This is a genomic window from Microbacterium sp. PF5 (genome assembly GCF_004794315.1).
Lineage (GTDB): Bacteria > Actinomycetota > Actinomycetes > Actinomycetales > Microbacteriaceae > Microbacterium > Microbacterium sufflavum.
In genome coordinates, this window is the sequence record NZ_SSDQ01000057.1 from 51,820 (window position 1) to 77,600 (window position 25,781).

Below are 25,781 nucleotides of genomic sequence, written 5' to 3' on the forward strand. Positions count from 1 at the left end.
ACGTAGACTGATGGTCATGACGGATGCTCTGGGCACAGCGGGACTGCAGCGAGGACTGCTGTCGGATCAGATCTACGCGATGATCAAGGCGATGATCAAGGAGTCGACCCTCGCCCCGGGCGAGCAGCTCGTCGAGTCCCAGCTCGCGCGACAGCTCCAGGTGAGCCAGGCTCCCGTGCGCGACGCCCTCAAGCGCCTCGCGCACGAGGGGCTGGTGTCGCACGTGCGGCACCAGGGCAACTTCGTCGCGAGCTACTCCGCCGAGGAGGCCGAGCAGGCCAAGGTCGCCCGCGTCGAGCTCGAGGGCCTGGCCGGCCGGCTCGCGTGCGGGGCGCTCGACGCCGCCCGCCGCGACGAGCTCGTGTCGCTCATCGCGCAGATGCATCAGGCGGCCGAATCCGCCGACCTCGCCCGTTTCCGCGAGCTCGACTTCACGTTCCACCGCGCCGTGATCGAGGCCAGCGGCAACGTGTACCTGCCGCGGATGTGGGATCTGCTCGAGCCGAGCCTGCGGGTGATGCACGTGCTGGGCGACCCGACGTTCACCGGCGACTGGCACGAGGTGGCCGACTGGCACAAGGGGCTGCTCGACGTGCTCGACGCGGGCGATGTCGAGGCCGCGTCCGCGCTGTTCCGTCGCCACGCCGCCGGCACCCTCCTCGACGACGCCTGACCTTCCCGCGCGACTCCGTGCCAGCCGCCGCGCGACGAGACAGACGGCGGGGGTCAGGCGCCCGTGGGGTAGAGGCGGTCGGCGGTCGCGGACCAGAACGCCCGTTCCTCGGCGCCGGAAAGGCGGGGCAGCGCCGCGCGCGTCGCGGCGAGCACGTCCGCATAGCCGATGCTCCGCGTCGACATCGGCCAGTCGCTGCCGAACGCCAGCCGCTCCGCGCCGAAGAGGTCGAACGCCAGCCGCAGCAGGCCGCGCGATTCCTCCGCGCCGCGGGCCGAGAGGTCGAGCCCGGAGACCTTCGCCGACACCCCCGGCGCCGACGCGGCCTCGTCCAGTGCTGCCCGCCACGTGCCGTCGGCCGTCCGCGCCCCGAGGCCCAGGTGGCACACCACGATCGCGGTGCCCGGGTGCCGGCGGGAGAGGGTGGCGGCGGCGGGCAGCTGCTCCGGGCGGATCAGCAGCTCGAGCGCACGGCCGGTCGCGCCGAGGTGGTCGGCGAGCGCGTCGAGGCCGTCCACGTCGGACAGGTCGGCGGCGAACTGGGGCACCGCCGCCCGCATGCCGACGACCGCGGGGGTGACGGCGACGCCGGTCGCACCGGCCGCTCGTCCGGGCGCGGGGGAGTACTGCAGCACCACGCGCCGCAGGAACGGGTCGCGCGCGGCGGTCGCGGTCAGCCACTCCGCCTCCGCCACGGAGTCCGCGGCCTGCACCGCGATCGCGGAGGCGACACCGGCCGCGGTCAGCTCCCGTCCGAGCCCGACGGCGGAGGCGTGCCCCGGCAGGTCGAGGTCGTCGCGGAACCAGGGGATCGGCACGGCGTCCACATCCCAGACGTGCACGTGGGCATCGACGATCCGCATGTCAGGTCCCGTGCGGCGCCATCAGGCGGCGACCGCGACGACGGCGGCGCCCGCGGCACGGGGGAGCCGCCGTCGCCGCCCGCTCACACGGCCTCCGCGTCGAGTGCCTCCCACAGCGCCGCGGGGAGCGCGGCGTCGAGGCCGTCGACGAACGCGTGCACCTCGGTCGGCGTCCGCGCCCCCACGACCACCGCGTCGGCGCCGTGGCGCAGCGGGAACTGCACGGCCGCGTCGGCCAGCCGCACGTCGTGTGCCGCACACACGGCCTGCAGTCGCAGCGCCCTCTCCTGCAGCGCGGCGGGCGCCGGCTTGTACTCGTAGAACGGCGAGCCGACCGGGTCGACGAGGATGCCGGAGTTGAACACCGCCGCCGCCAGGACACCGATGCCCCGTGCGCGAGCGGTGGGGACGAGGCGGTCGAGCGCCGTGCGGTCGAGCAGCGTGAGCCGCCCGGCCTCCATCACCACGTCGAGCGGCACCTCGGCCACATAGCGCTCCAGCGGGTCGAGGCGCCCGAGCCCGACGCTGATCGCCCGCACCACGCCCTGGTCCCGCAGATCGAGGAGGGCCGGGAAGGCCGTCGCGAACGCGGCCTCCACATCGAGGGGGTCGTGCAGGTGCAGCACGTCCACCCGATCCACGCCGAGGCGGGCGAGGCTGCCGTCGAGGCTGCGGAGGATGCCGTCGCGGCTGAGATCGACCACGGAATCGTGCCCGCTCGCCGCACCGCGCACCGGGGCGCCTTCGGCGTCGACGAGCACCCGTCCCACCTTGGTCGCCAGCACGTAGTCGTCGCGGGGCACGCCGCGCAGGGCGAGGCCGAGCTTGCGCTCGCTCTCTCCCGAGCCGTACAGCGGCGCCGTGTCGAAGAACCGCACGTCGCGGGCGAGGGCCGCGTGCACGGTGTCGACGGCATCCGCGTCCGGCACCGGCGCGAACAGGTTGCCGATCGGGGCGCAGCCGAGCCCGACGTCGTCGCGGGCGGCGACGGCCGGGTTCAGAGGACGGAGCTGCGGACGGAACGCCATGCCTCGTACTCCTCGCGGCTGTCGGGGGTCAGGGGGTAGTAGTCGCTCAGCCGGGCGCCCTCGTCGAGGCGCTTGCGGCTGAACACCTCCCACTCCTCATGATCCTGCGCGTCCTCGACCACCTGGGGCGCCATCGCCTGCGGGACCACGACCGGTCCGTCGTCGTCGGCCACGACCAGGTCGCCGGGCATGCACAGCGCACCGCCCACCGCGACGGGCACGTCGAACGCCCACGGCACGAGCTCCGACTGCGAGGCGTAGTGCGGGGTCGTGCCGGTCGACCACACCGGGATCCCGAGCTCGCGGATGCGGCCGGCGTCGCGGATGCGCCCGTCCACGACGATGCCCGCGCCGCCCTTGCGGGCGAAGTAGCGCGCGAGGATGTCGCCGACGCAGCCGGAGAAGCGGCTGCCGTACGCCTGGATCACCAGCACGTCCCCCGGCTGCACCGCTTCGAGCACGTGCCACAGGGCCGTGTGCCGTTCGGCGTACTCCTGGCCGTCGCCCGAGGCCATGTCCTCCCGCTGCGGCATGAACTGCAGCGTCAGGGCGGAGCCGACCACGCGCTGGCCGAGGCTCAGCGGCTCCGGTCCCTCGATGTAGCTGCGGCGGATGCCGAGGCCGTGGAGCTTGGCGCAGGCGGTCGCCGCGGAGATCGCGTCGAAGGAGTCGAGCACGTCGCGCGACGGCCGCTGGTACGCCGCCCCCCGCACGGGCAGGGGGAAGTCGGGTCGGATCAGGTCGCTCATGCGGCTCCTTCGGGGAAGAGGTGGCGCGGCGAGCCGGTCGCGCGCGCGATGGTCAGGTCGAGGTCGGCGAGGTGCGCCGGTGGCAGGGTCACGACGAGGTCGTCGTCGCAGGTGAGGGTGTGCGTGACGATCTCGCCCTCCGGTCCGGCGTACGTGCCGGAGGCGCCGGGCCAGCCCGAGGCGTCCTCCGCGGTCGCGGTCACCTCCACGATGCGGTCGAGGCCGAAGCGGCCGCCGCGCAGCCGCACGGTGCGGGTGTGCACGGCCGAGGTGTTCACGAGCTGCACGCCGATCCCGCGGTCGTCGAGGCGGTGCACGAGCGCGGCGACGTCGGGCGGGAGCCCCGGCCGGCCGCGGTCGGCGTCCTCGTAGCGGAGCGCGGTGAACCCGAGCCCGCCGTTGTAGAGCACCTGCGGGGCCCCGGCGACGAGCTGCGTGAGCACCTCGGTCACGACGGGGTTGACGCGCTGCCAGAAGTGCAGGTGTGCGGCATCCGGATCGCGGTCGTCGGCGAGCATCATGGCCGTGCGCCGCGCGACCTGACCGAGCGCCATCTCGAGCGCGCGCACCGGGTACTCCGGCAGGTCTCCGCGGAGATAGGCGAACCATCCGGCCTCGTGCCCCGCCTCCTCCTTGTCGCGGAACGGCGCGACGGGGTCGGCGGAGGAGGGGAGTCCCGCGATCGCGCGCTCCAGGCGGCTGCGGTCAGCGGTCGAGCGCGACCACCACCACAGCCACAGCGGCAGGTCGAGCTGCAGCGGACCGAAGTCGAACCACCCGTCGGGTCCGTAGCGGTAGGGCACGAGGACCCCGGGCTGCGTGGCTGCGGCTCCGAGCCGGGCCATCCAGCCGCCGCGCAGGCTGTAGGTCGAGTCGGCGACGGTGCCTGTGCGGCCCTCCGCGAGCACGGTGTCGAGCATCGTGCGCACGAGGTCGAGGGCGGCATCGTCGCCGGTGACGAGCGCGTGGTTGAGGGCGCCGATGAGGGCGCTCATGCCGACGGAGTGCAGTCCGTGCGGCCACGCCCACCCGTAGTGGCCGCCCCACCAGCGTCCGTCGTGGAGCTCGCCCACCGTGCCGCCGGGGCCGACGTTGTCGGGGAGCAGCCCGCCGTCGGCCCGCGCCAGCCAGCCGTCGACGTACTGCTCGATCCAGTCGGCCGCGGCGGCGTCGCCGTCGTACAGCCACCGGTTCGCCGCCAGCGAGGTGGCGGCGAGGTTCACGGCGATGTCGCCCGCGGCGCGACGCTGCATCTCCTCGGCCATGCGGTGCGCGTTGTCCGGGTCGGCGAGGTCGTCCCAGGTGCGGATGCCGTCGAGCCCGTGCAGGGGCAGACCGTAGGGTCGCATCTCGGCCCGGTCGGCCACATACGGCACGATCTTCTCGTCCAGGCCCGGTCGAGCGCCCAGGGCACCGTTGTGCGGCGCGCGGATGATGGTGTGCTCCGGGTCGTAGTTGCCCTTCGCGGGATCGGTGAAGAGCGCGGAGAACCGGGCGGCGCGCGCCGCGAACGCCGTGTCGGCCGGGTCGGCCTGGCAGATCCCCGCGAACAGCAGCAGCGACTCGCCCTGGTGGAACCAGTCGTAGCCGTTGTCGTACTCGTCGGCGAGCATGCCCGCCTCCGCGAGCTGCACCGTCACGCCCTCCCAGTGCCGCTTGGCGTCGGCCAGCACCTCGTCGGGCCCGCCGAGCAGGTAGAAGGCCGGCCAGTTGAAGAACGGCTCGTAGAGGTCGTCGACCCCGTCGCGGTCCACGAACTCGGCGACGCCGCGGAGGCGGCCGTCGGGGAGCGTGTACCGGTCGCGGAAGACGCGGCGGGCCTCCTCGATCTCGGCGAACAGGCGCCGCTGCAGCACGGCCCAGGCCGGGATCGCCCGCAGGGGGCGGGTGAGCGGATGCGCGGGCACGGTCATCCCTTCGTCGCGCCGGCCACGAGGCCGCCGATGATGTGGCGCTGCATCACGATGAAGAACACCATCGCGGGCAGCACGGCGAGCAGCAGGGTCGGGAACACCTGCGTGTAGTCGGTGGAGAACTGCCCGACGGCGGCGTACACACCCGTGGTGACGGTGTAGATGCCGGAGCTGGGGCCGAGGATGATCTGCGGACTCACGAAGTCGTTCCACACGCCGATCGAGTTCAGCACCACCGCCGTCGCCACGACCGGCTTCATGATCGGGAAGACGCACGCCCAGAACGCGCGGATCGGACCGGCGCCGTCGAGGGACGCGGCCTCGTCGATGTCGCGCGGCACGCTGCGCAGGTACGCGGTGAACAGGAAGATCGTCACGGGGAGCGTCGCCGCCGTCTCGAAGAGGATGAAGCCGGGGATCGTGTTGATCAGTCCGAGCACCCGCAGCACGAACACGACGGGGATCAGCGTGACCTGCCCCGGGATGAACAGGCCGGAGACGAACAGCAGCAGCAGCCCCAGGTGCCACTTGGAGCGGCCGCGGGCGATCACGTAGGCGACCGGTGCGGCCAGGGCGATGCAGCAGAGGTTCACGAGCACGACGAACAGGAGCGTGATGCCGTAGGCCGCGATCACGTTGAACTTGCTGCTCGTGATCGCCTCCCACAGGTACTCGAACGTGAACATCTGCGGCGTGATCAGGAGCGGGTTCTCGATGATCTCCGCCTGCGGCTTGAAGGCGTTGATGACCATCGTGTACATCGGGATCAGCATGGTGATCGCCACGACGCCGAGGACGATCCAGCGGATCGCGCTCACCGCGAGCGCCGGCCGGTTGCGGGTCTGCTTCATCAGTCGGTCGCCTTCTTCTCGGAGCGGCGTCGCACCAGCGTGACGGCGAGACCGATGACCGCGGTGACGATGAGGAGGATCATGGACTGCGCGGCGCCGAACCCGAGGGCCGAGTTCGCGAACGAGTCCTTGAGGATCTGGTAGACGATCGTCTGGGTGGAGCCCGCCGGGCCGCCGTCGGTGAGGGAGAGCACCACGTCGTAGGCCTTGAGGAGCCCGACGAGGGTCAGCACCAGGTTCACCGTGAACACCGGCGCGATGAGCGGCAGGGTGATGGAGCGGAACTGCTGCCAGCGCGAGGCGCCGTCCACGGTCGCGGCCTCGTAGTACTCGGCGGGCACCGACTTGATGCCGGCGAGGAACAGGATCATGTTGAAGCCGAAGTGCGACCACACGATCGTGAAGATCACGCTCGCCTTCGCGAAGGTGGGGTCGGTGAGGAAGGGCATCGCGGGCAGGCCGACGGTGGTGAGGAACCCGTTGACGGCGCCGCTGGGGGAGAGCATCGCCGACCACAGGAACCCGATGATGAGGGCGCTGATGACGTACGGGTAGAAGAAGATCGTGCGCAGGATCGTGTTCGAGCGGCCGGGACCGGCGATGAGCGCGGCGATCGCGAGACCGATGGCGTTGCAGAGGATCGTGCCGACCACGGCGATGATGCCGGTGAAGATCGCGGCCTGGGTGGAGCGGGGGCTGCGGAACGCCTTGATGTAGTTCTCCCAGCCGACGAACGTGAAGTTGAGGCTGTACCCGTTCCAGTCCGTGAAGCTCAGCACCGCGGCGAGGATCATCGGGATGACGAACATCGCCAGGAAGACGGCCACGGCGGGCCCTCCCATGAGGATGCCGGGGAGGCGGTGCCGCCACCGCTGCAGCGCGGAGCGCTTGCGGGGGGCGGGGGTCGAGCTCATCGGCGTCGATGGTCCTGTCGGGGCGGTCGCCGCGGCCGGGGGCGGCGCGGTCGTGGTGGGCGGAGTCATGGCGGCACTCTCGTTCTCGGTGGCGCGTTGGTGAGGGTGGCGCGGATGCGGCGCCGGGGAGGCGCCAGGGACGGATGCGGTCCCCGGCGCCTCGAGCGGTCAGCCGGCGTTCGCGGCGAACCAGTCGTCCATGGCCTTCAGGACCTGCTCGGCGGAGGCACCGCCGATGAGGGCCTGGGTCTGGGTGTTGATCTCGCCCGGGTAGCCGTCGGGGAGCGTGCGCTCGCCGTAGCCGCCGCCGGTGGGGGTGTAGGCCTCGGCGGGCGTGTCGGCGACGATCTGCAGCAGCTCTTCGCCCAGCGGCGTCATGTCGTACTCGTAGCCGTCGCGGAAGTTGCCGTCGACCGCCAGCTGGTCGCTGACCGCGGTCTGGTCGGTGGTGAGGAACTCGACGAGCTTCGCCGCGGCGTCCTGGTGCTCGCTGGACTTGAGGATCGAGTACGGGCTGGCGATGTTGGCACCCATCGCGGGCTGCTCGTCGCCGTCGAACGACGGGGCGCGGAAGACCCCGATGTCGGCCGACTCGGCGGCCTTGGCCTGCGTGCCGGCGAACCAGCTGCCCATCGAGTACACGGCGGTCTTGCCCGACAGGAACGCCTGCTCGGCGTCGGGGTACTTGATGCCGAGCGCGTCGGTGGGGATGTAGCCCTCGGACACCCACTCCGCGTAGGTCTCGACCGCGTCGCCGTAGGTCTCGCTGAAGGTGTCCTCGCCGGACGACATCTTCTGGAACCACTCCGGGTCCTCGGCGATGATCGTCGGCAGGCCGAGGGCCTGCAGCGTGTGGCTGCTCATCCAGTCGCCGCCGGTCTGGATCGGGGTCCACCCCGCCGCCTTCAGCTTGCCGAGGGCCTCGGTGAGCTCGTCGACGGTGGTGGGCAGCTCGGTGATGCCGGCCTCCTCGAACGCGGTCTTGTTGTAGAAGAAGAGGCTCTGCAGCTGCACGCCGATCCCGGCCATGTAGTTCTTGCCGTCGATCGAGTACTGGTCGGCGAGGGGACCGGACGAGGCCCACTCGTACCCGGACAGGTCGACGAGCTCGGGTGCGAGCTTCGTCGTCGGGGCGATCGACTGCACGACGTCGGGGGCGTCGCCGGCCGCGAGCAGGCGGGGCACGGCGGCCTCCACGCCCTCCGCGCCGGGGTTCTGGATGACGACGTCGATGTTCGGGTTGGCCTCCTCGAACGGGGCGACCAGGTCGTTCCAGAACTCCTCGGTCAGGTTCGGGGTGACGTTGACGAGCATGCGCACCTCGACGTCCTCCGAGGAGGAGCCGCCGTCGTCTCCGGCGGGGGTGGAGCAGCTGGCGAGGGCGAGCGCGGACACTGCCGCGATGCCGACGAGGGGGAGGAGTCGGGCCTTGATCATCGTTGATCCTTTCCTGATGCATGAGGGAGGGCCGCTGGCGACATTACACTAATCGATAATCGTTTGTGAAGAGCGCAGTCGATCCGCGAATGAGCGCAGCGGGACGAGGGACGGTCGCTGTTCAGGGGCCGTGGAGCGAGATGGCCCCCTCGCTCAGGAGTTGCGCGAGACGGGCGCGGGCGACCGGCGAGGCGTCGGTGTCAGGCGTGTGCGCGCCGAGCGCGGTATGCCGCAACCGCGTTGCGGTTCGCGCACGTCGTGGAGCAGTACCGCTTGGAGCGGTTGCGGGAGAGGTCGAGCGCGATCGCCTGGCAGGTGTCGTCCTCGCAGACCGTGAGGCGCGAGCCCTCGTCCGCGCGGATCACGTCGATGAGCGCCATCACCGTCTCGACGAGCACGCGCTCGGCGAGCGGCCGCTCGTCGTGCACCGCATGGAGGTGCCAGTCCGCTCCGTCGTGCCGCACCAGCCGCGGAGTGAGCTGCAGCTCGGCGAGGGCATCGTTCACGTGTGCGGCCATCTCGTCGCGCGGGGCGAGCAGCATCGCTCGCAGCCGCGGGCGGAGGGTGCGCAGGTCGTCGAGTTCCACGCCGTCGCGGTCGATCCTCCCGGTGTAGGGGAACACCGCGAGGAACGTCTTCTCGTCGTCGACGTCGACGAGGGTGTCGGGCTCTTCGGCGGAGTTCGCGAGCCAGACCGCCGCGCGCAGCGCATCCTCGGTGTCATCGGTGAAGACCATGTTGACATCTTACTCCGTCCGCGAGTAGCGTCATCGTCCATGAGCACCGTGGCGGATGACAGGAACCGCACGCGGAGCGATGTGCGCCTCGGGCTCCCGCTGGCCGTCGCCGCCGCGTTCGCGTTCGGCTCCTCCGGGGCGTGGGCGCGCGGACTCATCGACGCGGGGTGGACGCCCGGCGCGGCCGTCACCGTTCGGGTGGGGGTCGCCGCGCTCGTCCTGCTGCTCCCGACCCTCCTGGCGCTGCGGGGGCGGTGGCGCGCCCTCCGCCGGAACGCCGGGATGGTCCTCGCCTACGGGCTGCTCGCCGTGGCGGCCACTCAGCTCTGCTACTTCCAGGCCGTCGCGGTCATGGATGTCGGGATCGCGCTGCTCATCGAGTACACGGCTCCGGTCGCGGTGCTGCTCTGGCTGTGGCTGCGCCGCGGCGAGCGACCGACGCGGCGCAGCGTGCTCGGGGCGGGGATCGCCTTCGTCGGGCTCGTGCTGATGCTCGACATCGTCACCGGTGCGCAGGTGAACGTGGTCGGCGTGCTCTGGGCGCTGGGGGCGATGGTGGGGGCGGCGAGCTACTTCGTGCTCTCGGCGAAGGCCGACACCGGACTCCCGCCGATCGCGCTCGCCGGGAGCGGGCTGCTGCTCGGTGCCGTCGGTCTGGCCCTCGCCGGTCTGGTCGGGGTGCTGCCGTTCGCGTGGACGACGGCCGATGTCGCGTACCGCTTCGGCACGGTTTCCTGGTTCGTGCCCGTCCTCGCGATCGGGCTCATCGCGACGGCGCTCGCCTACGTGCTCGGCATCGTGTCCACGAGGATGCTCGGCTCGCGTCTCGCCTCGTTCGTCGCGCTCGCCGAGGTCGTGGCCGCCCTGCTGTTCGGGTGGCTGCTGCTCGACCAGCTCCCCGGCCCGCTGCAGGCGCTGGGGGGCGTGCTCGTGCTCGCCGGCGTGGTCGTGGTGAAGCTCGGCGAGCCGCGGGTCGCCGCGTCCGAGCCTATGTATACGAATACAGCCTGAACACGACCGCGCGCCCACCTCGAGCGGGTTTATGTATACACTGAGGGCATGGTTCTCCCTGTCGAGCGCACGTCCGCGAGCGATCGCGCCTATGCGGCCCTCCTCGACGGCATCCAGTCGGGCGCCCTCCCCGCGGGGTTCGTGCTGGGCGAGGTCGAGCAGGCCGAGCGCCTCGGCGTCAGCCGCACCCCGATGCGCGAAGCCCTCCGCCGCCTCGCCGCCGACGGACTGGTGGTGCAGCAGTCCCCCCGGGTCACGGTGGTGGCCGCCCTCGACGCCGACGACATCCGCTCGCTGTTCGAGATCCGCCGCGCGCTGGAGGAGACCTCGGCCCGCCTCGCCGCCGCCCGGGGTGACGCCGATCTCTTCGCCGCCCTCGCCGACGAGTTCTCCCACGTCGACCTGACGCGGGCCGCGGGCCGCGACGCCTACTACGCCCTGATCGCCCGCTTCGACGCGGCCCTCGACGACGCCGTCGACAACGACTACATCGCCGCGGCCCTGCGCACCGTGCGCACGCACCTGGTGCGGGTGCGGCGCATGGCCAAGGACAAGCCCGCCCGGCTCGCCGCGTCGGCCGCCGAGCACCGCACGATCGCGCAGGCGCTCGCCGCGCGCGACGGCGACCTGGCCGCCCATGCCACGCACGTGCACCTGCACAACGCGCTCACCGGCATCCTCGACTCCCTCCCCGACAGCGAAGGACACTCATGACCGTCACCCACCACGTCCGCGTGCACGCCAGCTCCGAGAACCTCGCCCGCGAGGACCAGCTCGCGTGGAAGATCGCCGAGGTCGCCGTCGACCGGGTCGAGGTCGAGCAGCCCGTCGTCGACATGATCGTCAACCGCATCATCGACAACGCCGCCGTCGCCGCCGCCTCGCTCACCCGCGCCCCCATCGTGGCCGCCCGCGCGCAGGCGTTCAGCCACCCGGTGTCGACCGGGGGTGCCGGGGCGAACCTGTTCGGCGCCGCGCTCGACCACCGCACCAGCCCGGAGTGGGCGGCGTGGGCGAACGGTGTCGCCGTGCGCGAGCTCGACTACCACGACACGTTCCTCGCCGCCGAGTACTCGCACCCCGGTGACAACATCCCGCCGATCCTCGCGGTCGCCCAGCACGCGGGCAAGGACGGCCGGGCGCTCGTGCGCGGCATCGCCACCGGCTACGAGATCCAGATGGACCTGGTGCGCGCGATCTGCCTGCACAGGCACAAGATCGACCACGTCGCCCACCTCGGCCCGTCGGCCGCGGCCGGCATCGGCACCCTGCTCGACCTCGACGTCGAGACCATCTACCAGGCGGTCGGCCAGGCGCTGCACACCACCACCGCGACCCGGCAGAGCCGCAAGGGCGAGATCTCCACGTGGAAGGCGCACGCCCCGGCCTTCGCGGGCAAGATGGCCGTCGAGGCGGTCGACCGGGCGATGCGCGGACAGACCAGCCCGGCACCGATCTACGAGGGCGAGGACGGCGTGATCGCCTGGATGCTCGATGGCAAGGACGCCGCGTACGACGTGCCGCTGCCCGCCGCGGGTGAGCCGAAGCGCGCGATCCTCGACTCGTACACGAAGGAGCACTCCGCGGAGTACCAGGCGCAGGCGCTGATCGACCTCGCCCGCCGCCTCGGCCTCGCGAACCCGGCCCTCCGCGACCCCGCGAACATCGAGTCCATCGTCATCCACACCAGCCACCACACGCACAACGTGATCGGCTCCGGCGCGAACGACCCGCAGAAGTACGACCCCACCGCGTCGCGCGAGACCCTCGACCACTCGGTGCCGTACATCTTCGCGGTCGCGCTGCAGGACGGCGGCTGGCACCACGTCGACTCGTACGCCCCGGAGCGCGCGGGCCGCGCCGACACGGTCGCCCTGTGGCACAAGATCACCACGGCCGAGGACCCGGAGTGGACGCGCCGCTACCACTCGGAGGATCCGGACGAGAAGGCGTTCGGCGGTCGCGTCGAGATCCGCCTCACCGACGGCAGCACCGTGGTCGACGAGATCGCCGTGGCCGATGCGCACCCGCTCGGCGCGCGACCGTTCGCCCGCGCGGACTACATCGCGAAGTTCCGTCTGCTCGCGGAGCCCGTGCTGGAGCCGGCCGAGATCGAGCGGTTCCTGGAGCTCGTGCAGCGCCTCCCCGAGCTCACGGCCGCCGAGGTCGCCGAGCTGTCGATCGTCGCGAAGCCCGGTGTGCTCGACGCCGCCCCGGCTCCCCGAGGCCTGTTCTGATGCTGTACTCCACCGTCACGCCCGCCGAGAAGCGGCGGCTGTTCCGGGAGCGCCTGTCCTCGGGCGAGCTGCTGCGGTTCCCCGGCGCGTTCAACCCGCTCAGCGCCCGGCTGATCGAGCAGAAGGGGTTCGACGGCGTGTACATCTCGGGCGCGGTGCTCTCCGCCGACCTGGGGCTGCCCGACATCGGCCTCACGACGCTGACCGAGGTCGCCGGACGCGCCAAGCAGATCGCGCGCATGACCGACCTGCCCGCGATCGTCGACGCCGACACCGGCTTCGGCGAGCCCATGAACGTGGCCCGCACCATTCAGGAGCTGGAGGACGCGGGACTCGCCGGCACCCACATCGAGGACCAGATCAACCCGAAGCGCTGCGGTCACCTCGACGGCAAGAGCGTGGTCGATGAGGACACCGCGATCAAGCGCATCCGTGCCGCCGCCGACGCCCGCCGCGACGAGAACTTCCTGATCATGGCGCGCACCGACATCCGGGCGATCGAGGGACTGGACGCCGCGATCGACCGCGCGAAGGCCCTGGTCGACGCGGGTGCCGACGCGATCTTCCCCGAGGCGATGCGCACGCTCGACGAGTTCGAGGCGATGGCGGAGGCGCTCGACGTGCCGATCCTCGCGAACATGACCGAGTTCGGCAAGAGCGAGCTGTTCTCGGTCGACCAGCTCCGCAGCGCCGGGGTGCGGATGGTGATCTGGCCGGTGTCGCTGCTGCGGATCGCGATGGGCGCCGCGGGCCGTGCGCTCGATACGCTGAACGACGAGGGGCATCTGACCTCGACGCTCGGCGAGATGCAGCACCGCGCCGATCTCTACGACCTGATCGACTACGAGTCGTACAACCACTTCGACTCCGGGGTCTTCAACTTCACCATCACGAAGGAGTGAGCATGACCGAGCCGGACATCAAGAAGGGCCTCGCGGGGGTCGTCGTCGACACGACCGCGATCTCGAAGGTCAACCCCGAGACGAACAGCCTGCTGTACCGCGGCTACCCGGTGCAGGAACTCGCCGACACGCAGCCGTTCGAGGCCGTCGCGTATCTGCTGTGGAACGGCGAGCTGCCCACGGGGGACGAGCTCGCGGCGTTCCGGCTGGAGGAGCGGCGGCACCGCGCCCTCACGCCCGAGGTGAAGGATGCGATCGACCGGCTGCCGCTGGACGCCCACCCGATGGACGAGGTCCGCACGGCGGTGAGCGTGATCGGCGCGGTCGAGACGGCCGGCATCCGCAACGTGCTCGATGCGGTCGGCACGCCCGAGGTCAACCTGGAGCGCAGCCTGCGCCTGTTCGCGGCCCTTCCGGCGATCGTCGCCTACGGGCAGCGGCGGCGGCGGGACCTGCCGGCGGTCGAGCCGCGGGACGACCTGGACTACGCGGCGAACTTCCTCTGGATGACGTTCGGCGAGGAGCAGGACCCGGTGGTGGTCGATGCGTTCAACCGCTCGATGACGCTCTACGCGGAGCACTCCTTCAACGCGTCCACCTTCACGGCGCGCGTGATCACCTCGACGCTCAGCGACCTGTACTCCGCGGTCGTCGGGGCGATCGGGGCGCTCAAGGGCCCGCTGCACGGCGGTGCGAACGAGGCCGTGATGCACATCTTCGACGAGATCGGCGCGGCCGACCGCGTGACCGAGTGGCTCGACAAGGCGCTGGCCGAGAAGCGCAAGATCATGGGGTTCGGTCACCGCGTCTACAAGCGCGGCGACTCGCGGGTGCCCACCATGAAGGCCGCGCTCGACACCCTGGTGCGCCACTACGACCGCCCGGAGGTGGCCGAGCTCTACGAGCGTCTGGAGGGCGAGTTCGTGGAGCGCAAGGGCATCTACCCGAACCTGGACTACCCGTCGGGCCCCGCCTACAACCTGATCGGCTTCGACACCCTGACCTTCACGCCGCTGTTCGTCGCGGCGCGGATCACGGGGTGGACGGCGCACATCCTGGAGCAGCAGTCGTCGAACGCCCTGATCCGGCCGCTCTCGGCGTACGTCGGAGCCGAGGAGCGGCACGTCGAGGGGTACACGCCGGACACCGCCGCGATCGAGGTGCAGGAGCGCCCGGAGGAGGCGTCGGCCTGACCGCCGCGGGCACGATCTGACAGCGCCGCCGAGGGTTCTCGGCGGCGCTGTAGCGTGATGGAGCCCTCGGGGTCAAGGCGATGCGGCGAATTCCCGGGCGGAGTAGAACCGGATGCGGGCCGTTCGCGCCCCGCACGAAGGAGGGTTCATGTCCGCATCCGAGGTCACCGTCAAGGAGGTCCGGTCGCTCGTCCCGGCGCGCATGGACCGGCTGCCGTGGTCGCGCTTCCACTGGATGATCGTCGTCGGCCTCGGCTTCTCGTGGATCCTCGACGGGCTCGAGGTGCAGATCGTCGCCGCGAACGGCTATGCCGAGACCCTCGGCATGGGCCCGGCCGAGGTGGGTCTCGCCGGCACGTGCTACCTGCTGGGCCAGGTGTTCGGGGCGCTGGTGTTCGGTCGCCTCGCCGATCGCCTCGGCCGCAAGAACCTCTTCCTGATCTCGCTCGCGGTCTACCTCGTGGGCTCCGCGGTGGCCGGTCTCGCGTTCGCCCCGTGGTTCTTCTACATCTGGCGGTTCGTCGCCGGCGCGGGCATCGGCGGCGAGTACGCCGCCATCAACTCCGCGATCGACGAGATCATCCCGGCGAAGTACCGCGGCCGCGTCGACATCGCGATCAACGGCACCTACTGGGGCGGTGCGGCCCTGGGTGCCGTGGCGAACATGTTCTTCCTCAACACCGACCTCCTGCCCGCCGACCTGGGCTGGCGGCTCAGCTTCTTCGTCGGTCCGATCCTCGGCCTGCTGATCATCTGGCTGCGTCGGCACATCCCGGAGAGCCCGCGCTGGCAGATGACGCACGGCCGTGAGGAGGAGGCGGAGCGCAACGTCGACGCGATCGAGGAGCGCATCCGCAAGGAGGGCAAGACGATCGACCCGGTCGACGAGGACAAGGCGATCACGGTCAAGGAGTACGGCAGCGTGCCGTTCCTGGTGATCGCGAAGGTGCTGTTCCAGAAGTACCCGCGCCGTACGCTGGTCGGCATCACGATGATGGTGACGCAGTCGTTCCTCTACAACGCGATCTTCTTCACCTACGCGCTGGTGCTCGAGAACTTCTACGACACCCCGCCCGCCTCCGCGTCGCAGTACTTCATCGTCTTCGCGGTCGGCAACCTCGCCGGCGCCCTCATCCTCGGCCACTTCTTCGACACGTGGGGCCGGCGCCGCATGCTGTTCGGCACGTACGTGCTCGCCGGGCTGATCCTGCTGGTCAGCGCCTTCCTGTTCAACGCGGGTGTTCTGAACGCCGCGACGCACACGGCGTTCTGGTGCGCCTCGTTCTTCTTCGCCTCCGCCGGTGCGTCCGCCGCCTACCTGACGGTGAGCGAGATCTTCCCGCTGGAGCTGCGCAGCCAGGTGATCTCGTACGTCTTCTCCATCGGCCAGCTCGTCGGCGCGATCGCGCCGGTGCTCTACGGGGCGCTGATCGGGGCGAGCGCCGAGTCCGGCGACCGCGGCCCGCTCTTCTGGGGCTACGTGCTCGGTGCCGCGATCATGATGTTCGGCGGCGTGGTCTGCGGGGTGTTCGGGGTGAGCGCGGCGGGCAAGTCGCTGGAGGACATCGCGGATCCGCTGTCGCTCGTCGAGCCGGGGAAGAAGAAGGTCACGCCGGACGGCGCGTGAGCGTCAGCGGGCGAGCCAGCCGCGCAGGGAGCGGGTGACCCAGGGGAGCACCCAGTAGGTCATGATCGGCGTGAGCACGAGCGTGGTCGCGAGAACGCGCAGCCAGATCGGCAGGCCGTCCCATCCCGGCACCGGGCTCATGGCGTAGGTGAAGGCGAGGTTGACGGGGAAGAAGCCGAGCCAGATCGACACCGCCTGCTTCCAGCGCGGCGGCGCGGGGGCCACGGCGACCGTGGTCGTGCCGTCGGGCTCGACCACGGGGATGGAGCCGGTGGACGGCTCGTCGAACCACCCCTCGATGCCGGTGCGGCGCTTGGAGCGTTCGCTGCGCACGAAGCCCTCGCCCATGGAGAGCCACCAGGTGCGCTCGCCCGACTGCTCCCAGGCGGTCAGCGACTCCTCGCTCGCGAAGCGGTAGAGCATGTGCCACACCTGCGAGTCCTCGCCCGCGCGCACCCACCCCGAGCCGAGGAAGCCCGGGTACTTCGTCGCCAGGTTCACGCCGGTCTGCACCCAGGCGGTCGCCTCGGCGATGCGCTCGGGGTCGACCTCGCGGCGGATGGAGACGGTGACGGGCTCGGACACGGGGGCGGTTGCGGACATGGTGCGGTCCTCGGGGGTGGGGGCATCGGGGTGCGGACGCCGGGTGGGGTGGGGGCGCCAGGGTCGCGGCGCCAGCACGATTCTATTTCGCCGGAGCGCGGCGGCGTCCGCACGGAGAAGACCCCCGCCGACCCGATTCGGCGGGGGTCACGCGGCGTTGGGGGCCGCGACGGGAGCGAGAGCGCTCACCGTGCGCACGGAGGACGCGATTACCCGATCCGGTCTGAGTCACTGTCCGTGCATCTGCAGTTGTAATCGGCCGAGGTGACGCGCGGGTGAACGGGGTGCGAACGGCGCCGCTCGGGTCGGGGACCGGCCTGCCGCGGAGATACAAGGACGTCCTCGTACTTTCACGGACGCCGGAGTAAACTCGCGATGTGCCAACGACGGCACGGAGGGATGTCACACAATGACCCGTACGATCCCGCACTTCGTGGGCGGAACGCTTCTCACCCCCGACGACGGACGCTTCGCCGACGTCTTCGATCCGAGCACCGGCGCGGTGCAGGCGCGCGTGCCGCTCGCCTCCGCCGAGGAGGTGCGCCGCGTGATCGCCACCGCCGAGGAGGCGCAGGCCGCCTGGGCCGCGACCAATCCGCAGAAGCGCGCGCGGGTGCTGCTGCGGTTCCTCGACCTGGCGCAGCGCGAGATGCAGTCGCTCGCCGAGCTGCTGGCGAGCGAGCACGGCAAGACCGTCGACGACGCGAAGGGCGACATCCAGCGCGGCCTCGAGGTGATCGAGTTCTCCGCCGGAGCGCCCCACCTGCTCAAGGGGGAGTACTCCACCGGCGCGGGCGCGGGCATCGACGTGTACTCGATGCGACAGCCCCTGGGTGTCGTCGCCGCCATCACCCCCTTCAACTTCCCGGCCATGATCCCGCTGTGGAAGGCCGGGCCCGCGCTCGCCGCCGGCAACGCCGTGGTGCTCAAGCCCAGCGAGCGCGATCCTTCGGTGCCCGTCCGGCTGGCGGAGCTGTTCCTCGAAGCCGGGCTCCCGGCGGGCGTGCTCAACGTGGTGCACGGCGACAAGGAGGCGGTCGACACGCTGCTGAGCGACGACCGGATCCGCGCGGTCGGCTTCGTGGGCTCGACACCCATCGCCGAGTACATCTACGCCACCGCGGCCGCGCACGGCAAGCGGGCGCAGTGCTTCGGCGGCGCTAAGAACCACATGATCGTGATGCCCGACGCCGACCTCGACCAGGCGGTGGACGCGCTGATCGGCGCGGGCTACGGCTCGGCGGGCGAGCGCTGCATGGCGATCTCGGTCGCGGTGCCCGTGGGGGAGGAGACGGCGGACGCGCTCGCGGCCAAGCTCGTCGAGCGGGTCGCCCAGCTGCGGGTCGGGCCCTCGCTCGCGGCCGACGTCGACTACGGCCCGCTGGTCTCGCGCGACGCCGTGGACCGCGTCACCGGCTACATCCAGCAGGGCGTGGACGAGGGGGCGACGCTCCTCGCCGACGGCCGCGGCTTCACGGTGCCAGGGCACGAGGAGGGGTTCTACCTCGGGCCGACGCTGTTCGACCACGTGACGACCGACATGGCGATCTACCGTGAGGAGATCTTCGGCCCCGTGCTCGTGATCGCGAGGGCCGCGGACTACGAGGAGGCGCTGCGGATGGCGTCGGAGCACGAGTACGGCAACGGCGTCGCGATCTTCACGCGCGACGGCGACGCGGCCCGCGACTTCGCCGCCCGTGTGGAGGTCGGCATGGTCGGGGTGAACGTGCCGATCCCGGTGCCCATCGCGTACTACACCTTCGGCGGCTGGAAGCGCAGCGGCTTCGGCGACCTCAACCAGCACGGCGCCGATGCCTTCCGCTTCTACACGAAGACCAAGACGGTGACGAGTCGCTGGCCCAGCGGCATCCGCGACGGCGCCAGCTTCGTCATCCCCACCATGCACTGAACGCCCGAGGAACCGACATGACCATGACCAGCGTCACCACCACCGCCGAGGAGCGCGAGGCCATCCTCGACGCCGTCCGCGAGTTCGCCGAGACCGAGCTCGCCCCGCAGGCCGCCGAGCGCGACGAGAAGCACCTGTTCCCACGGGAGTCGCTGAACCGCGGCGGCGAGCTCGGGCTCGGCGGCATCTACGTGAGCGAGGAGTACGGCGGCACCGGCCTCTCCCGCGTCGACACCGTCGCGATCTTCGAGGAGCTCGCCAAGGCCGACCCCGCGGTCGCCGCCTACATCTCCATCCACAACATGGTGGTGTGGATGATCGACACCTACGGCGACGACACCCAGCGTGCCGCCTGGCTGCCGCAGCTCACGGCCATGCAGGAGTTCGGCGGCTACTGCCTCACCGAGCCGGGGGTCGGATCCGACGCCGCCAACGTGGCGACCAGCGCCGTGCGCGACGGCGACGACTACCTGCTCACCGGCGTCAAGCAGTTCATCTCGGGGGCGGGCGAGGCGGCCGTGTACGTCGTGATGGCGCGGACGGGCGAGCCGGGAGCGCGCGGCATCAGCGCCTTCCTCGTGCCGGGCGACGCCGAGGGGCTGAGCTTCGGCGCCCCGGAGAAGAAGATGGGCTGGCACGCGCAGCCCACCCGGCAGGTGATCCTCGACGGCGTGCGGGTGCCCGCAGCCGCGATGCTCGGCGACGAGGGTCGCGGGTTCGCGATCGCGATGTCGGCGCTCAACGGCGGGCGCCTCAACATCGCCGCCTGCTCGCTCGGCGGAGCCCAGGCGGCCCTCGACCGCGCCGTGCAGTACGTGCACGAGCGGGTGGCGTTCGGGGAGCCGCTGGCCGAGAAGCAGTCGATCCTGTTCGCGATCGCCGACATGCGCACCGATCTCCAGGCCGCGCGGCTCATGGTGCGCGACGGTGCGGAGGCGGTGGACGCGAAGGCGCCGGACGCCACGATGCGCTGCGCCATGGCGAAGCGGTTCGCCACCGACGCCGGCTTCGACGTCGCCAACCGCGCGCTGCAGCTGCACGGCGGCTACGGCTACCTGCAGGACTACGGCATCGAGAAGATCGTCCGCGACCTGCGCGTGCACCAGATCCTCGAGGGCACCAACGAGATCATGCGACTCATCGTCGGCCGGGAGATGCTGCGGCCGGCGGGGTCGGCGTCAATGCGGAGCGCCTCATGACCCGCGTGGCCTTCCTCGGCCTCGGCCACATGGGCCTGCCGATGGCGAAGAACCTCGTCGCGGCGGGACACGAGGTGCACGGCTTCGACCTCGTGCCCGCGGCCGTGGAGGCGGCGCGGGCGGCCGGGATCCCGGTGGCGGCCAGCGGCGCGGAGGCCGTGACCGACGCGGAGGTCGTGATCACGATGTTCCCCGCCGGGAAGCACGTGATCGAGGCGTATCGCACCGAGCTGCTGGCGGCGGCGCGCCCCGGCACCCTGTTCATCGAGTCGTCCACGATCGCGGTCGACGAGGCCCGCGCCGCGCACGCGCTCGCGCTCGCCGCCGGTCACCGCAACATCGACGCCCCGGTGTCCGGCGGGGTCGTGGGCGCCGAGGCCGGGACGCTGGCGTTCATGGTGGGCGGCTCGGACGAGGACTACGCGGCGGCACTGCCGCTGCTCGAGGTCATGGGCAAGCGGATCGTGCACTGCGGTGGCTCGGGTCTCGGCCAGGCGGCGAAGGTCTGCAACAACATGGTGCTCGCGGTGTCGCAGATCGCCGTGGCCGAGGCGTTCGTGCTCGGCGAGCGGCTGGGGCTCGAGCACCAGGCGCTGTTCGACGTGGTGTCGCAGGCGTCGGGGCAGTGCTGGTCGATCACGACGAACTGCCCCGTGCCCGGTCCGGTGCCCACGAGCCCCGCCAACCGCGACTATCAGCCCGGCTTCGCGGGGGCGCTCATGGCAAAGGACCTCGGCCTCGCGCTGCAGGCGATCGAGCAGACCTCCACCGACGCGAAGATGGGCCGGCTCGCGCAGCAGCTCTACGCCGCGTACGCCGCGGGCGACGGGGCCACGCGCGACTTCTCCGGCATCATCACCGACATCCGCGACGACCGCGTGTAGCACCCCCGTCGCGGAGCACGGAGCGCCGGCGACGGGACGACCGGTTCCCGAGCGGGAGCGCCGGCGACGGGCGAGCGACGCGACGGGCGATACTGAAGCAGGACCACGACGGAGAGGGAGACAGATGACCGAGTACGAGACGATCCTGGTGGAGCAGCGCGGACGGGTCGGATGGATCACCCTGAACCGCCCGCAGGCCCTCAACGCGCTGAACAGCACCGTCGCCGAGGAGGTCACGGCCGCCGCGCTCGCCTTCGACGCCGACGACGGCATCGGCGCGATCGTCGTCACGGGTTCGGAGAAGGCGTTCGCCGCCGGAGCCGACATCAAGGAGATGGAGGGGATGTCGGCGGCGCAGATGCGCGAGACGGATCACTTCGGGGCGTGGCGGGACTTCGCCGCCGTGCGCACCCCGGTCATCGCCGCGGTGTCGGGCTTCGCGCTCGGCGGGGGATGCGAGCTGGCGATGATGTGCGACATCATCCTCGCGGCCGACACCGCGCAGTTCGGCCAGCCCGAGATCAACCTCGGCGTCATCCCGGGCATGGGCGGCACGCAGCGGCTCATCCGCGCGGTCGGCTACTACAAGGCGGCCGAGCTCGTGCTGTCCGGCCGCTTCCTCGGCGCGGAGGAGGCCGAGCGGGCGGGACTGGTGTCGCGCGTCGTGCCCGCGGCGGAGCTGCTGGCCGAGGCGACCGCGCTCGCGGACGGCATCGCGGCGAAGTCGCTGCCGTCGGTGTACGCCGCCAAGGCCGCCCTCGACGCGGCCATGGAGACCACGCTCGCGGAGGGCCTCGCCCATGAGAAGGAGGCGTTCGCGGCGCTGTTCGACACGGCCGACCAGAAGGAGGGCATGGCCGCGTTCCGCGAGAAGCGCCAGCCCGACTTCCAGAACCGCTGACCCCGGTTCACGGCTCCTCAGAGACGCGGGACTGCTGCGCGCCGCGCGGTGTGGCGCCGGTTCGCCCGGGATCCCGAGGGGCTGTGAACGGTCAGCCGCGGAGACCGTCGAGGATCTTCGCGATCCGGCGGTCGCGCGTCGCCGGCTGCTTGGCCTCGGCGACCGCGCGCGCGTGCTCCTTGCGGGCGCTGGGGGAGAGGGCGTCGAAGGCCGCCCGCAGGGCAGGGTCGGCGTCGAGCGCCTCGGCCAGCGCGGGCGGCACGTCGACGGTGCGCTCGGCGGTGTCGAGGCGGATCACGGCGTCGACCTCCTGGTCGATCTCCACCCCGAGGTCGGCGCGAACCGCCTTGCTGAAGCCGATGAGGTTCTCGCCGCCCATGCGGGCCAGCCGCAGTCGCGCGGTGCGGCCGCCGATGGTGACGGCGACGGGGAAGCTCTTGCCGGCCCCGAACGAGGCGACCTGCTCGTCGGTGAGCTGGATCGCCGCGGCGGGACCGCGACCGGTGAGGACGGTGTGCAGGCGCAGTTCGCTCATGCCCAGAGGTTACGCCCGCCGCCCCTCGATCGCAGCGACCAGGGCGTCGTTGCGCTCGCGGATGAGCCGTTCCATGTAGCGGCCGAGCACCAGGGCGTCGACGAGGCGGCCGAGCGGCCCGAGGGGCGAGTGGAACGCGATGGTGTCGCGCATGAGGGTGCCGCGCGGATGCGGTTCGAAGACGTGCTCGTGCCGGAGGTCGCCGAACGGCCCGCGGAGCTGGCGGTCGGTGAACCGGGACGGCGCCTCGATGTCGAAGACCACGGAGCGCAGCCGGAAGGGGATGCCGAAGTGCCGCGCGCGCCAGGTCACCGTCGACCCCTCGGAGAAGCGGCCGCCCGCGGGTTCTTCGATCATCGTCTCGCCGTAGCGGGCCATCGACGCGAGGTGCAGGGCCGGGTCGAGCGCGGCGTCGAACACCTCCTGCGGGGGCGCGGCGACGACCGTCTCGATCACGAACCGGGGCATCAGAGGGGCTCGGGGAGGGGGCGGGGGTCGATGAAGTCCCCGGCGTCGCGGCGCATGCGGGCGACGATCGCGACCAGTTCGGCGGCGTCGTCGTGGCTCAGGCCGGGGTCGGCGAACACGTCGGCGTTGAGCGCGGCGGTGGCACGCTCGACCAGGTCGCGTCCCTCCGCGGTCAGTGCGAGCATCGCGGCCCTGCCGTCGTGCGGGTGCGGCTCGCGCACGACGAGGCCGTCGCGGACCAGGCGCTCGGCGGTGCTGGTGACCGTGGTCGCATGCACCTGGAGGCGCGCGACGACGCTCGACAGCGGGAGGCGCCCGGTGCGGCTGAACGCGAGCAGCCGCAGCACCTCGTACCGCGCGAAGCTCAGCGCGAAGGGCTTGAGGGCCGCGTCGACCCGGGCGAGCAGCAGCTGCTGCGCGCGCATGACCGAGGTGACGACCGTCATGCCGTCGGCCGCGTCGGTCCAGCCGTGCGCGACCCACTGCCGCTTGGCTTCGGCGAGCGGATCGACGGGGAGAGGGCGAGGGCGGACCACGTCTCTACGGTACCGGCGCGTCACGGGTTGCCTCGGACGCGGTCGCGCAGGGCGTGGCTGTCGGTTATGTATACATTCACCGCGGATTCGCGGGCCGCAGCCGGGGGTTTCCTCGGTTTTTGGCTACATAGACCGCCATGCCGATAGACTCGCCGTGTCGTGAGGAGCATTCGATGAAGATCTTCGTCCTGGTCAAAGAGGTGCCGGACACCTATGGCGATCGCAAGCTGGATCTCGAGACGGGGCTCGCGGATCGTGCGGCCGGAGACGTCGTGCTCGACGAGATCACGGAGCGGGCCCTCGAAGTGGCCCTGAGCTACGCCGACAAGAACGAGGGCACCGAGGTCGTCGCCGTCGCCATGGCACCCGAGGGGTCCACCGCGTCGGTGCGGCGCGCGCTCGCGATCGGAGCCGGTTCGGCCATCCACATCGCGGACGAGCAGCTCGCGGGCGCCGACCTGGGGCTCACCGCGGAGGTCCTCGCCGCGGCCATCCGTCGTGGCGCCCCCGACCTCGTCATCACGGGCAACCTCTCGACCGACGGCTCCGGCGGTGTGATCCCCGCCATGCTCGCCGAGCACCTCGGCTGGGCGCAGGCCACCGCGCTCACGTCCGTGGAGATCACGGCGGACGGCGTCTCGGGCACCCGGGGTGCGGACTTCGGCGGGCAGCAGGTCACGGCACCGCTGCCCGCGGTCATCTCGATCACCGAGGCGCTTCCCGACGCCCGGTTCCCGAACTTCAAGGGCATCATGGCGGCGAAGAAGAAGCCGCTGGAGGTGGTGACCCTCGCCGACCTCGACGTGTCGGCCGACCCCGCCGCGGCGCCCCGCACCATCATGACCGCGGTCGCGGAGAAGCCGCCGCGCGCCGCGGGCGTCAAGATCACCGACGAGGGCGATGCCGCCGACAAGCTCGTCGACTTCCTCGTGCAGAACAGGCTGGTGTGACATGGCGTACCCCGAGAACCCGATCCTCGTCCTGGTCGACCTCGACCCGTCGGGCAACGCCGCCAGCAGCACCGCCGCTCTGTTGGGGGCTGCGGCCGGCATCGGCACCCCCGTGGCTCTCGTCGTGGGCGGCGGGAAGGAGGCCGTGGATCAGGCCGCGGCCGCCGGTGCCGCCGTCGTGCTGACCGCCGAGGGCGATGCGACCGCGCTCACCGTGCCGCTCGTCGACGCCCTGCAGGCCGCGGTCGCACAGGTGCAGCCCGACGCGGTGCTCGTGTCGAACTCGATCTCCGGACGCGACGTCGCCGGTCGCCTCGCGGTGCGCCTCCCCGGTGCGCTCGCCGTCGACGCCGTGGGGCTCTCCCGCGACGAGGAGGGCGTCGTGGCCCACCACTCGGTGTACGGCGGGGCCTACCTCGTCGATGCGGCCGCGACCTACGGCACGCTCGTGGTCACGGTGCGCCAGGGCGCGGTCGACGCGCGGGCCGAGGCCGTCGTCTCCCCGCAGGTCGAGCAGCTGACGGTCGCCCCGTCGGGCGCGGTCGCGGCGACAGCCGGTCCGGTCGAAGCCGTCGAGGCCACGTCGACCCGGCCCGAGCTGCGGGGGGCGACCCGTGTCGTCTCCGGCGGGCGCGGCCTGGCGTCGAAAGAGAAGTTCGTGCTCGTCGAGGAGCTCGCCGACGCCCTCGGTGCGGCGGTCGGCGCCTCGCGCGCGGCCGTCGACGCGGGCTACATCCCCCAGTCGCACCAGGTCGGGCAGACGGGTGTCTCGGTGTCGCCACAGCTGTACGTCGCACTCGGCATCTCCGGCGCGATCCAGCACCGGGCGGGCATGCAGACGTCGAAGAACATCGTCGCGATCAACAAAGACCCGGAGGCGCCGATCTTCGACGTCGCGGACTTCGGCATCGTCGGCGACGTGTTCACGATCGTGCCGCAGGTGATCGCCGCGCTCGAGGCGCGGAAGAAGTAGTCATGGCCACGCGGATGCTGCGACGCGGTCTGCCGCGTGTGCCCGGTGGCGAGCCGTGGCCGCCGGCCGACGTGTCCGTGGAGGTCGCGGATGCGGCCTCCGTCGGTGCGGATGAGGCGTCGGTGGCCCTCTCCGGCTCGCAGGCGCAGTCCGGGCCTGCTCTCGGTTCCGCGGCCGCGGAGGACGGTGCGAGCGGTGTCGGCGTCACGGCCGCATCGCCCGTGATCGAGACCAGCGCCGAGACGACCCCGCCGGCCGAGCCGAGCGCGAGCTCTGCGGCCTCCTCTGTCGCCGCGCCGGCTCCCGCGACGGCCGCATCCGGGCCGTCGCGTCTTCGTCGAGGCCTGCCGCGCGTTCCGGGCGGAGAGCCCTGGCCGCCCGCTTCGGCCTCCGCCGGGCTCGGATCTGCGCCCGGTGCCGAGCCCGCCCCCGTTCCCGAGGCCGCTTCGGTGACGGCTGCGCCCGGTGCCGCTGCTTCGGTGGCGGCTGCTTCGGTGGCGGCTGCGCCCGGTGCCGCTGCGCCCGGTGCCGCGGCACCCGGGATCGCCTCGCCCGCCGAGGGTGCCGCGACTGATACGTCCGGGCCCTTGATCGCGGACGGCGCGCCGTCCGCCCCCGCGACCACACCCGGCGCCGCGACGGTGCGCCGGGGTCTGCCGCGCGTCGCCGGTGGCGAGCCGTGGCCGCC

Annotated in this window: 25 protein-coding genes and 1 pseudogene; 14 read left to right on the top strand and 12 right to left on the bottom strand. The window is 71.8% G+C overall.

What is annotated here, in order from left to right:
- The first annotated feature begins 16 nt into the window (after positions 1-16).
- Positions 17-673 carry a GntR family transcriptional regulator gene (locus DW297_RS03770; RefSeq protein WP_136029510.1) on the top strand — a complete coding sequence of 219 codons (657 nt, stop codon included), beginning with the start codon at positions 17-19 and terminating at the stop codon, positions 671-673.
- Positions 674-726: 53 nt separating this feature from the next.
- Here DW297_RS03770 and DW297_RS03775 read toward each other — a convergent pair whose 3' ends face one another.
- The 8 genes from DW297_RS03775 to DW297_RS03810 all read right to left on the bottom strand — a co-directional run bounded on the left by DW297_RS03775 (position 727) and on the right by DW297_RS03810 (position 9,165).
- Positions 727-1,536, bottom strand: a complete 810-nt coding sequence (locus DW297_RS03775) for an amidohydrolase family protein (protein ID WP_136029512.1) — start codon at positions 1,534-1,536, stop codon at positions 727-729.
- 83 nt (positions 1,537-1,619) lie between these two features.
- Positions 1,620-2,564, bottom strand: coding sequence for an aldo/keto reductase (locus tag DW297_RS03780; RefSeq protein WP_136029514.1), 945 nt, complete (start codon positions 2,562-2,564; stop codon positions 1,620-1,622).
- Positions 2,534-3,313 (bottom strand): RraA family protein, encoded by a 780-nt coding sequence (locus tag DW297_RS03785; protein ID WP_136029516.1) that lies wholly within the window; start codon positions 3,311-3,313, stop codon positions 2,534-2,536. The genes DW297_RS03780 and DW297_RS03785 overlap by 31 nt, the downstream gene beginning before the upstream one ends.
- Entirely contained in the window at positions 3,310-5,226 is a 1,917-nt protein-coding gene (locus DW297_RS03790) for a hypothetical protein (RefSeq protein ID WP_136029518.1), read from the bottom strand. The genes DW297_RS03785 and DW297_RS03790 overlap by 4 nt, the downstream gene beginning before the upstream one ends.
- On the bottom strand, positions 5,223-6,077 hold the full coding sequence (locus tag DW297_RS03795; protein WP_136029520.1) for a carbohydrate ABC transporter permease: 855 nt from the start codon (positions 6,075-6,077) through the stop codon (positions 5,223-5,225). Before DW297_RS03795 ends, DW297_RS03790 begins: the two co-directional genes overlap by 4 nt.
- The gene (locus tag DW297_RS03800; protein ID WP_206252580.1) at positions 6,077-7,060 is read right to left on the bottom strand and encodes a carbohydrate ABC transporter permease; all 984 of its coding nucleotides are present in this window, start codon (positions 7,058-7,060) and stop codon (positions 6,077-6,079) included. Before DW297_RS03800 ends, DW297_RS03795 begins: the two co-directional genes overlap by 1 nt.
- A gap of 99 nt (positions 7,061-7,159) precedes the next feature.
- Positions 7,160-8,428, bottom strand: coding sequence for an ABC transporter substrate-binding protein (locus DW297_RS03805; protein ID WP_136029522.1), 1,269 nt, complete (start codon positions 8,426-8,428; stop codon positions 7,160-7,162).
- A 200-nt stretch (positions 8,429-8,628) separates the two neighbouring features.
- A complete protein-coding gene (locus tag DW297_RS03810) occupies positions 8,629-9,165 on the bottom strand; it encodes a CGNR zinc finger domain-containing protein (RefSeq protein WP_136029524.1) in 537 nt (178 codons plus the stop codon).
- A gap of 39 nt (positions 9,166-9,204) precedes the next feature.
- Here DW297_RS03810 and DW297_RS03815 point away from each other — a divergent pair, with 39 nt between their 5' ends.
- The 6 genes from DW297_RS03815 (at position 9,205) to DW297_RS03840 (ending at position 16,135) form a co-directional block, all read left to right on the top strand.
- Positions 9,205-10,176: an EamA family transporter gene (locus tag DW297_RS03815; protein WP_168442789.1), complete on the top strand. Its 972-nt coding sequence runs from the start codon at positions 9,205-9,207 to the stop codon at positions 10,174-10,176.
- 48 nt (positions 10,177-10,224) lie between these two features.
- A complete protein-coding gene (locus DW297_RS03820; RefSeq protein ID WP_136029526.1) occupies positions 10,225-10,890 on the top strand; it encodes a GntR family transcriptional regulator in 666 nt (221 codons plus the stop codon).
- Positions 10,887-12,413, top strand: coding sequence for an MmgE/PrpD family protein (locus tag DW297_RS03825; RefSeq protein WP_136029528.1), 1,527 nt, complete (start codon positions 10,887-10,889; stop codon positions 12,411-12,413). The genes DW297_RS03820 and DW297_RS03825 overlap by 4 nt, the downstream gene beginning before the upstream one ends.
- Complete coding sequence (prpB, locus tag DW297_RS03830) at positions 12,413-13,315, top strand: methylisocitrate lyase (RefSeq protein ID WP_136029531.1); 903 nt, start codon at positions 12,413-12,415, stop codon at positions 13,313-13,315. The genes DW297_RS03825 and prpB overlap by 1 nt, the downstream gene beginning before the upstream one ends.
- A 2-nt stretch (positions 13,316-13,317) precedes the next feature.
- Positions 13,318-14,508, top strand: coding sequence for a bifunctional 2-methylcitrate synthase/citrate synthase (locus tag DW297_RS03835; RefSeq protein WP_136029533.1), 1,191 nt, complete (start codon positions 13,318-13,320; stop codon positions 14,506-14,508).
- A gap of 148 nt (positions 14,509-14,656) precedes the next feature.
- Positions 14,657-16,135: an MFS transporter gene (locus DW297_RS03840; protein ID WP_136029535.1), complete on the top strand. Its 1,479-nt coding sequence runs from the start codon at positions 14,657-14,659 to the stop codon at positions 16,133-16,135.
- Positions 16,136-16,138: 3 nt separating this feature from the next.
- Here the strand turns inward: DW297_RS03840 and DW297_RS03845 are convergent, their stop codons facing one another.
- Entirely contained in the window at positions 16,139-16,738 is a 600-nt protein-coding gene (locus tag DW297_RS03845) for an antibiotic biosynthesis monooxygenase (protein WP_205812669.1), read from the bottom strand.
- A 409-nt stretch (positions 16,739-17,147) separates the two neighbouring features.
- Between DW297_RS03845 and DW297_RS03850 the strand changes: the two genes are divergently transcribed.
- The 4 genes from DW297_RS03850 (at position 17,148) to DW297_RS03865 (ending at position 21,631) form a co-directional block, all read left to right on the top strand.
- Positions 17,148-18,647, top strand: a complete 1,500-nt coding sequence (locus tag DW297_RS03850) for a CoA-acylating methylmalonate-semialdehyde dehydrogenase (protein WP_136029537.1) — start codon at positions 17,148-17,150, stop codon at positions 18,645-18,647.
- Positions 18,648-18,664: 17 nt separating this feature from the next.
- Entirely contained in the window at positions 18,665-19,846 is a 1,182-nt protein-coding gene (locus tag DW297_RS03855; protein WP_136029539.1) for an acyl-CoA dehydrogenase family protein, read from the top strand.
- Positions 19,843-20,730: a 3-hydroxyisobutyrate dehydrogenase gene (gene mmsB, locus DW297_RS03860; protein WP_136029541.1), complete on the top strand. Its 888-nt coding sequence runs from the start codon at positions 19,843-19,845 to the stop codon at positions 20,728-20,730. Before DW297_RS03855 ends, mmsB begins: the two co-directional genes overlap by 4 nt.
- A 124-nt stretch (positions 20,731-20,854) precedes the next feature.
- Positions 20,855-21,631 (top strand): enoyl-CoA hydratase-related protein, encoded by a 777-nt coding sequence (locus tag DW297_RS03865; protein ID WP_136029543.1) that lies wholly within the window; start codon positions 20,855-20,857, stop codon positions 21,629-21,631.
- 91 nt (positions 21,632-21,722) lie between these two features.
- Here the strand turns inward: DW297_RS03865 and DW297_RS03870 are convergent, their stop codons facing one another.
- From DW297_RS03870 to DW297_RS03880, 3 genes are read right to left on the bottom strand one after another with little or no spacing between them, the layout of a single operon-like run.
- Positions 21,723-22,166 (bottom strand): YdeI/OmpD-associated family protein, encoded by a 444-nt coding sequence (locus DW297_RS03870; RefSeq protein WP_136029545.1) that lies wholly within the window; start codon positions 22,164-22,166, stop codon positions 21,723-21,725.
- A gap of 9 nt (positions 22,167-22,175) precedes the next feature.
- Positions 22,176-22,634, bottom strand: coding sequence for an SRPBCC family protein (locus DW297_RS03875; RefSeq protein ID WP_136029547.1), 459 nt, complete (start codon positions 22,632-22,634; stop codon positions 22,176-22,178).
- A complete protein-coding gene (locus DW297_RS03880) occupies positions 22,634-23,170 on the bottom strand; it encodes a MarR family winged helix-turn-helix transcriptional regulator (protein ID WP_136029549.1) in 537 nt (178 codons plus the stop codon). Before DW297_RS03880 ends, DW297_RS03875 begins: the two co-directional genes overlap by 1 nt.
- A gap of 173 nt (positions 23,171-23,343) precedes the next feature.
- Between DW297_RS03880 and DW297_RS03885 the strand changes: the two genes are divergently transcribed.
- The 3 genes and pseudogenes from DW297_RS03885 to DW297_RS03895 all read left to right on the top strand — a co-directional run.
- Positions 23,344-24,120, top strand: a complete 777-nt coding sequence (locus tag DW297_RS03885; RefSeq protein ID WP_136029550.1) for an electron transfer flavoprotein subunit beta/FixA family protein — start codon at positions 23,344-23,346, stop codon at positions 24,118-24,120.
- Between the two features lies 1 nt (position 24,121).
- Positions 24,122-25,093: an electron transfer flavoprotein subunit alpha/FixB family protein gene (locus DW297_RS03890; protein WP_136029553.1), complete on the top strand. Its 972-nt coding sequence runs from the start codon at positions 24,122-24,124 to the stop codon at positions 25,091-25,093.
- 2 nt (positions 25,094-25,095) lie between these two features.
- A pseudogene (locus tag DW297_RS03895) lies at positions 25,096-25,781 on the top strand (hypothetical protein); the annotation flags it as partial.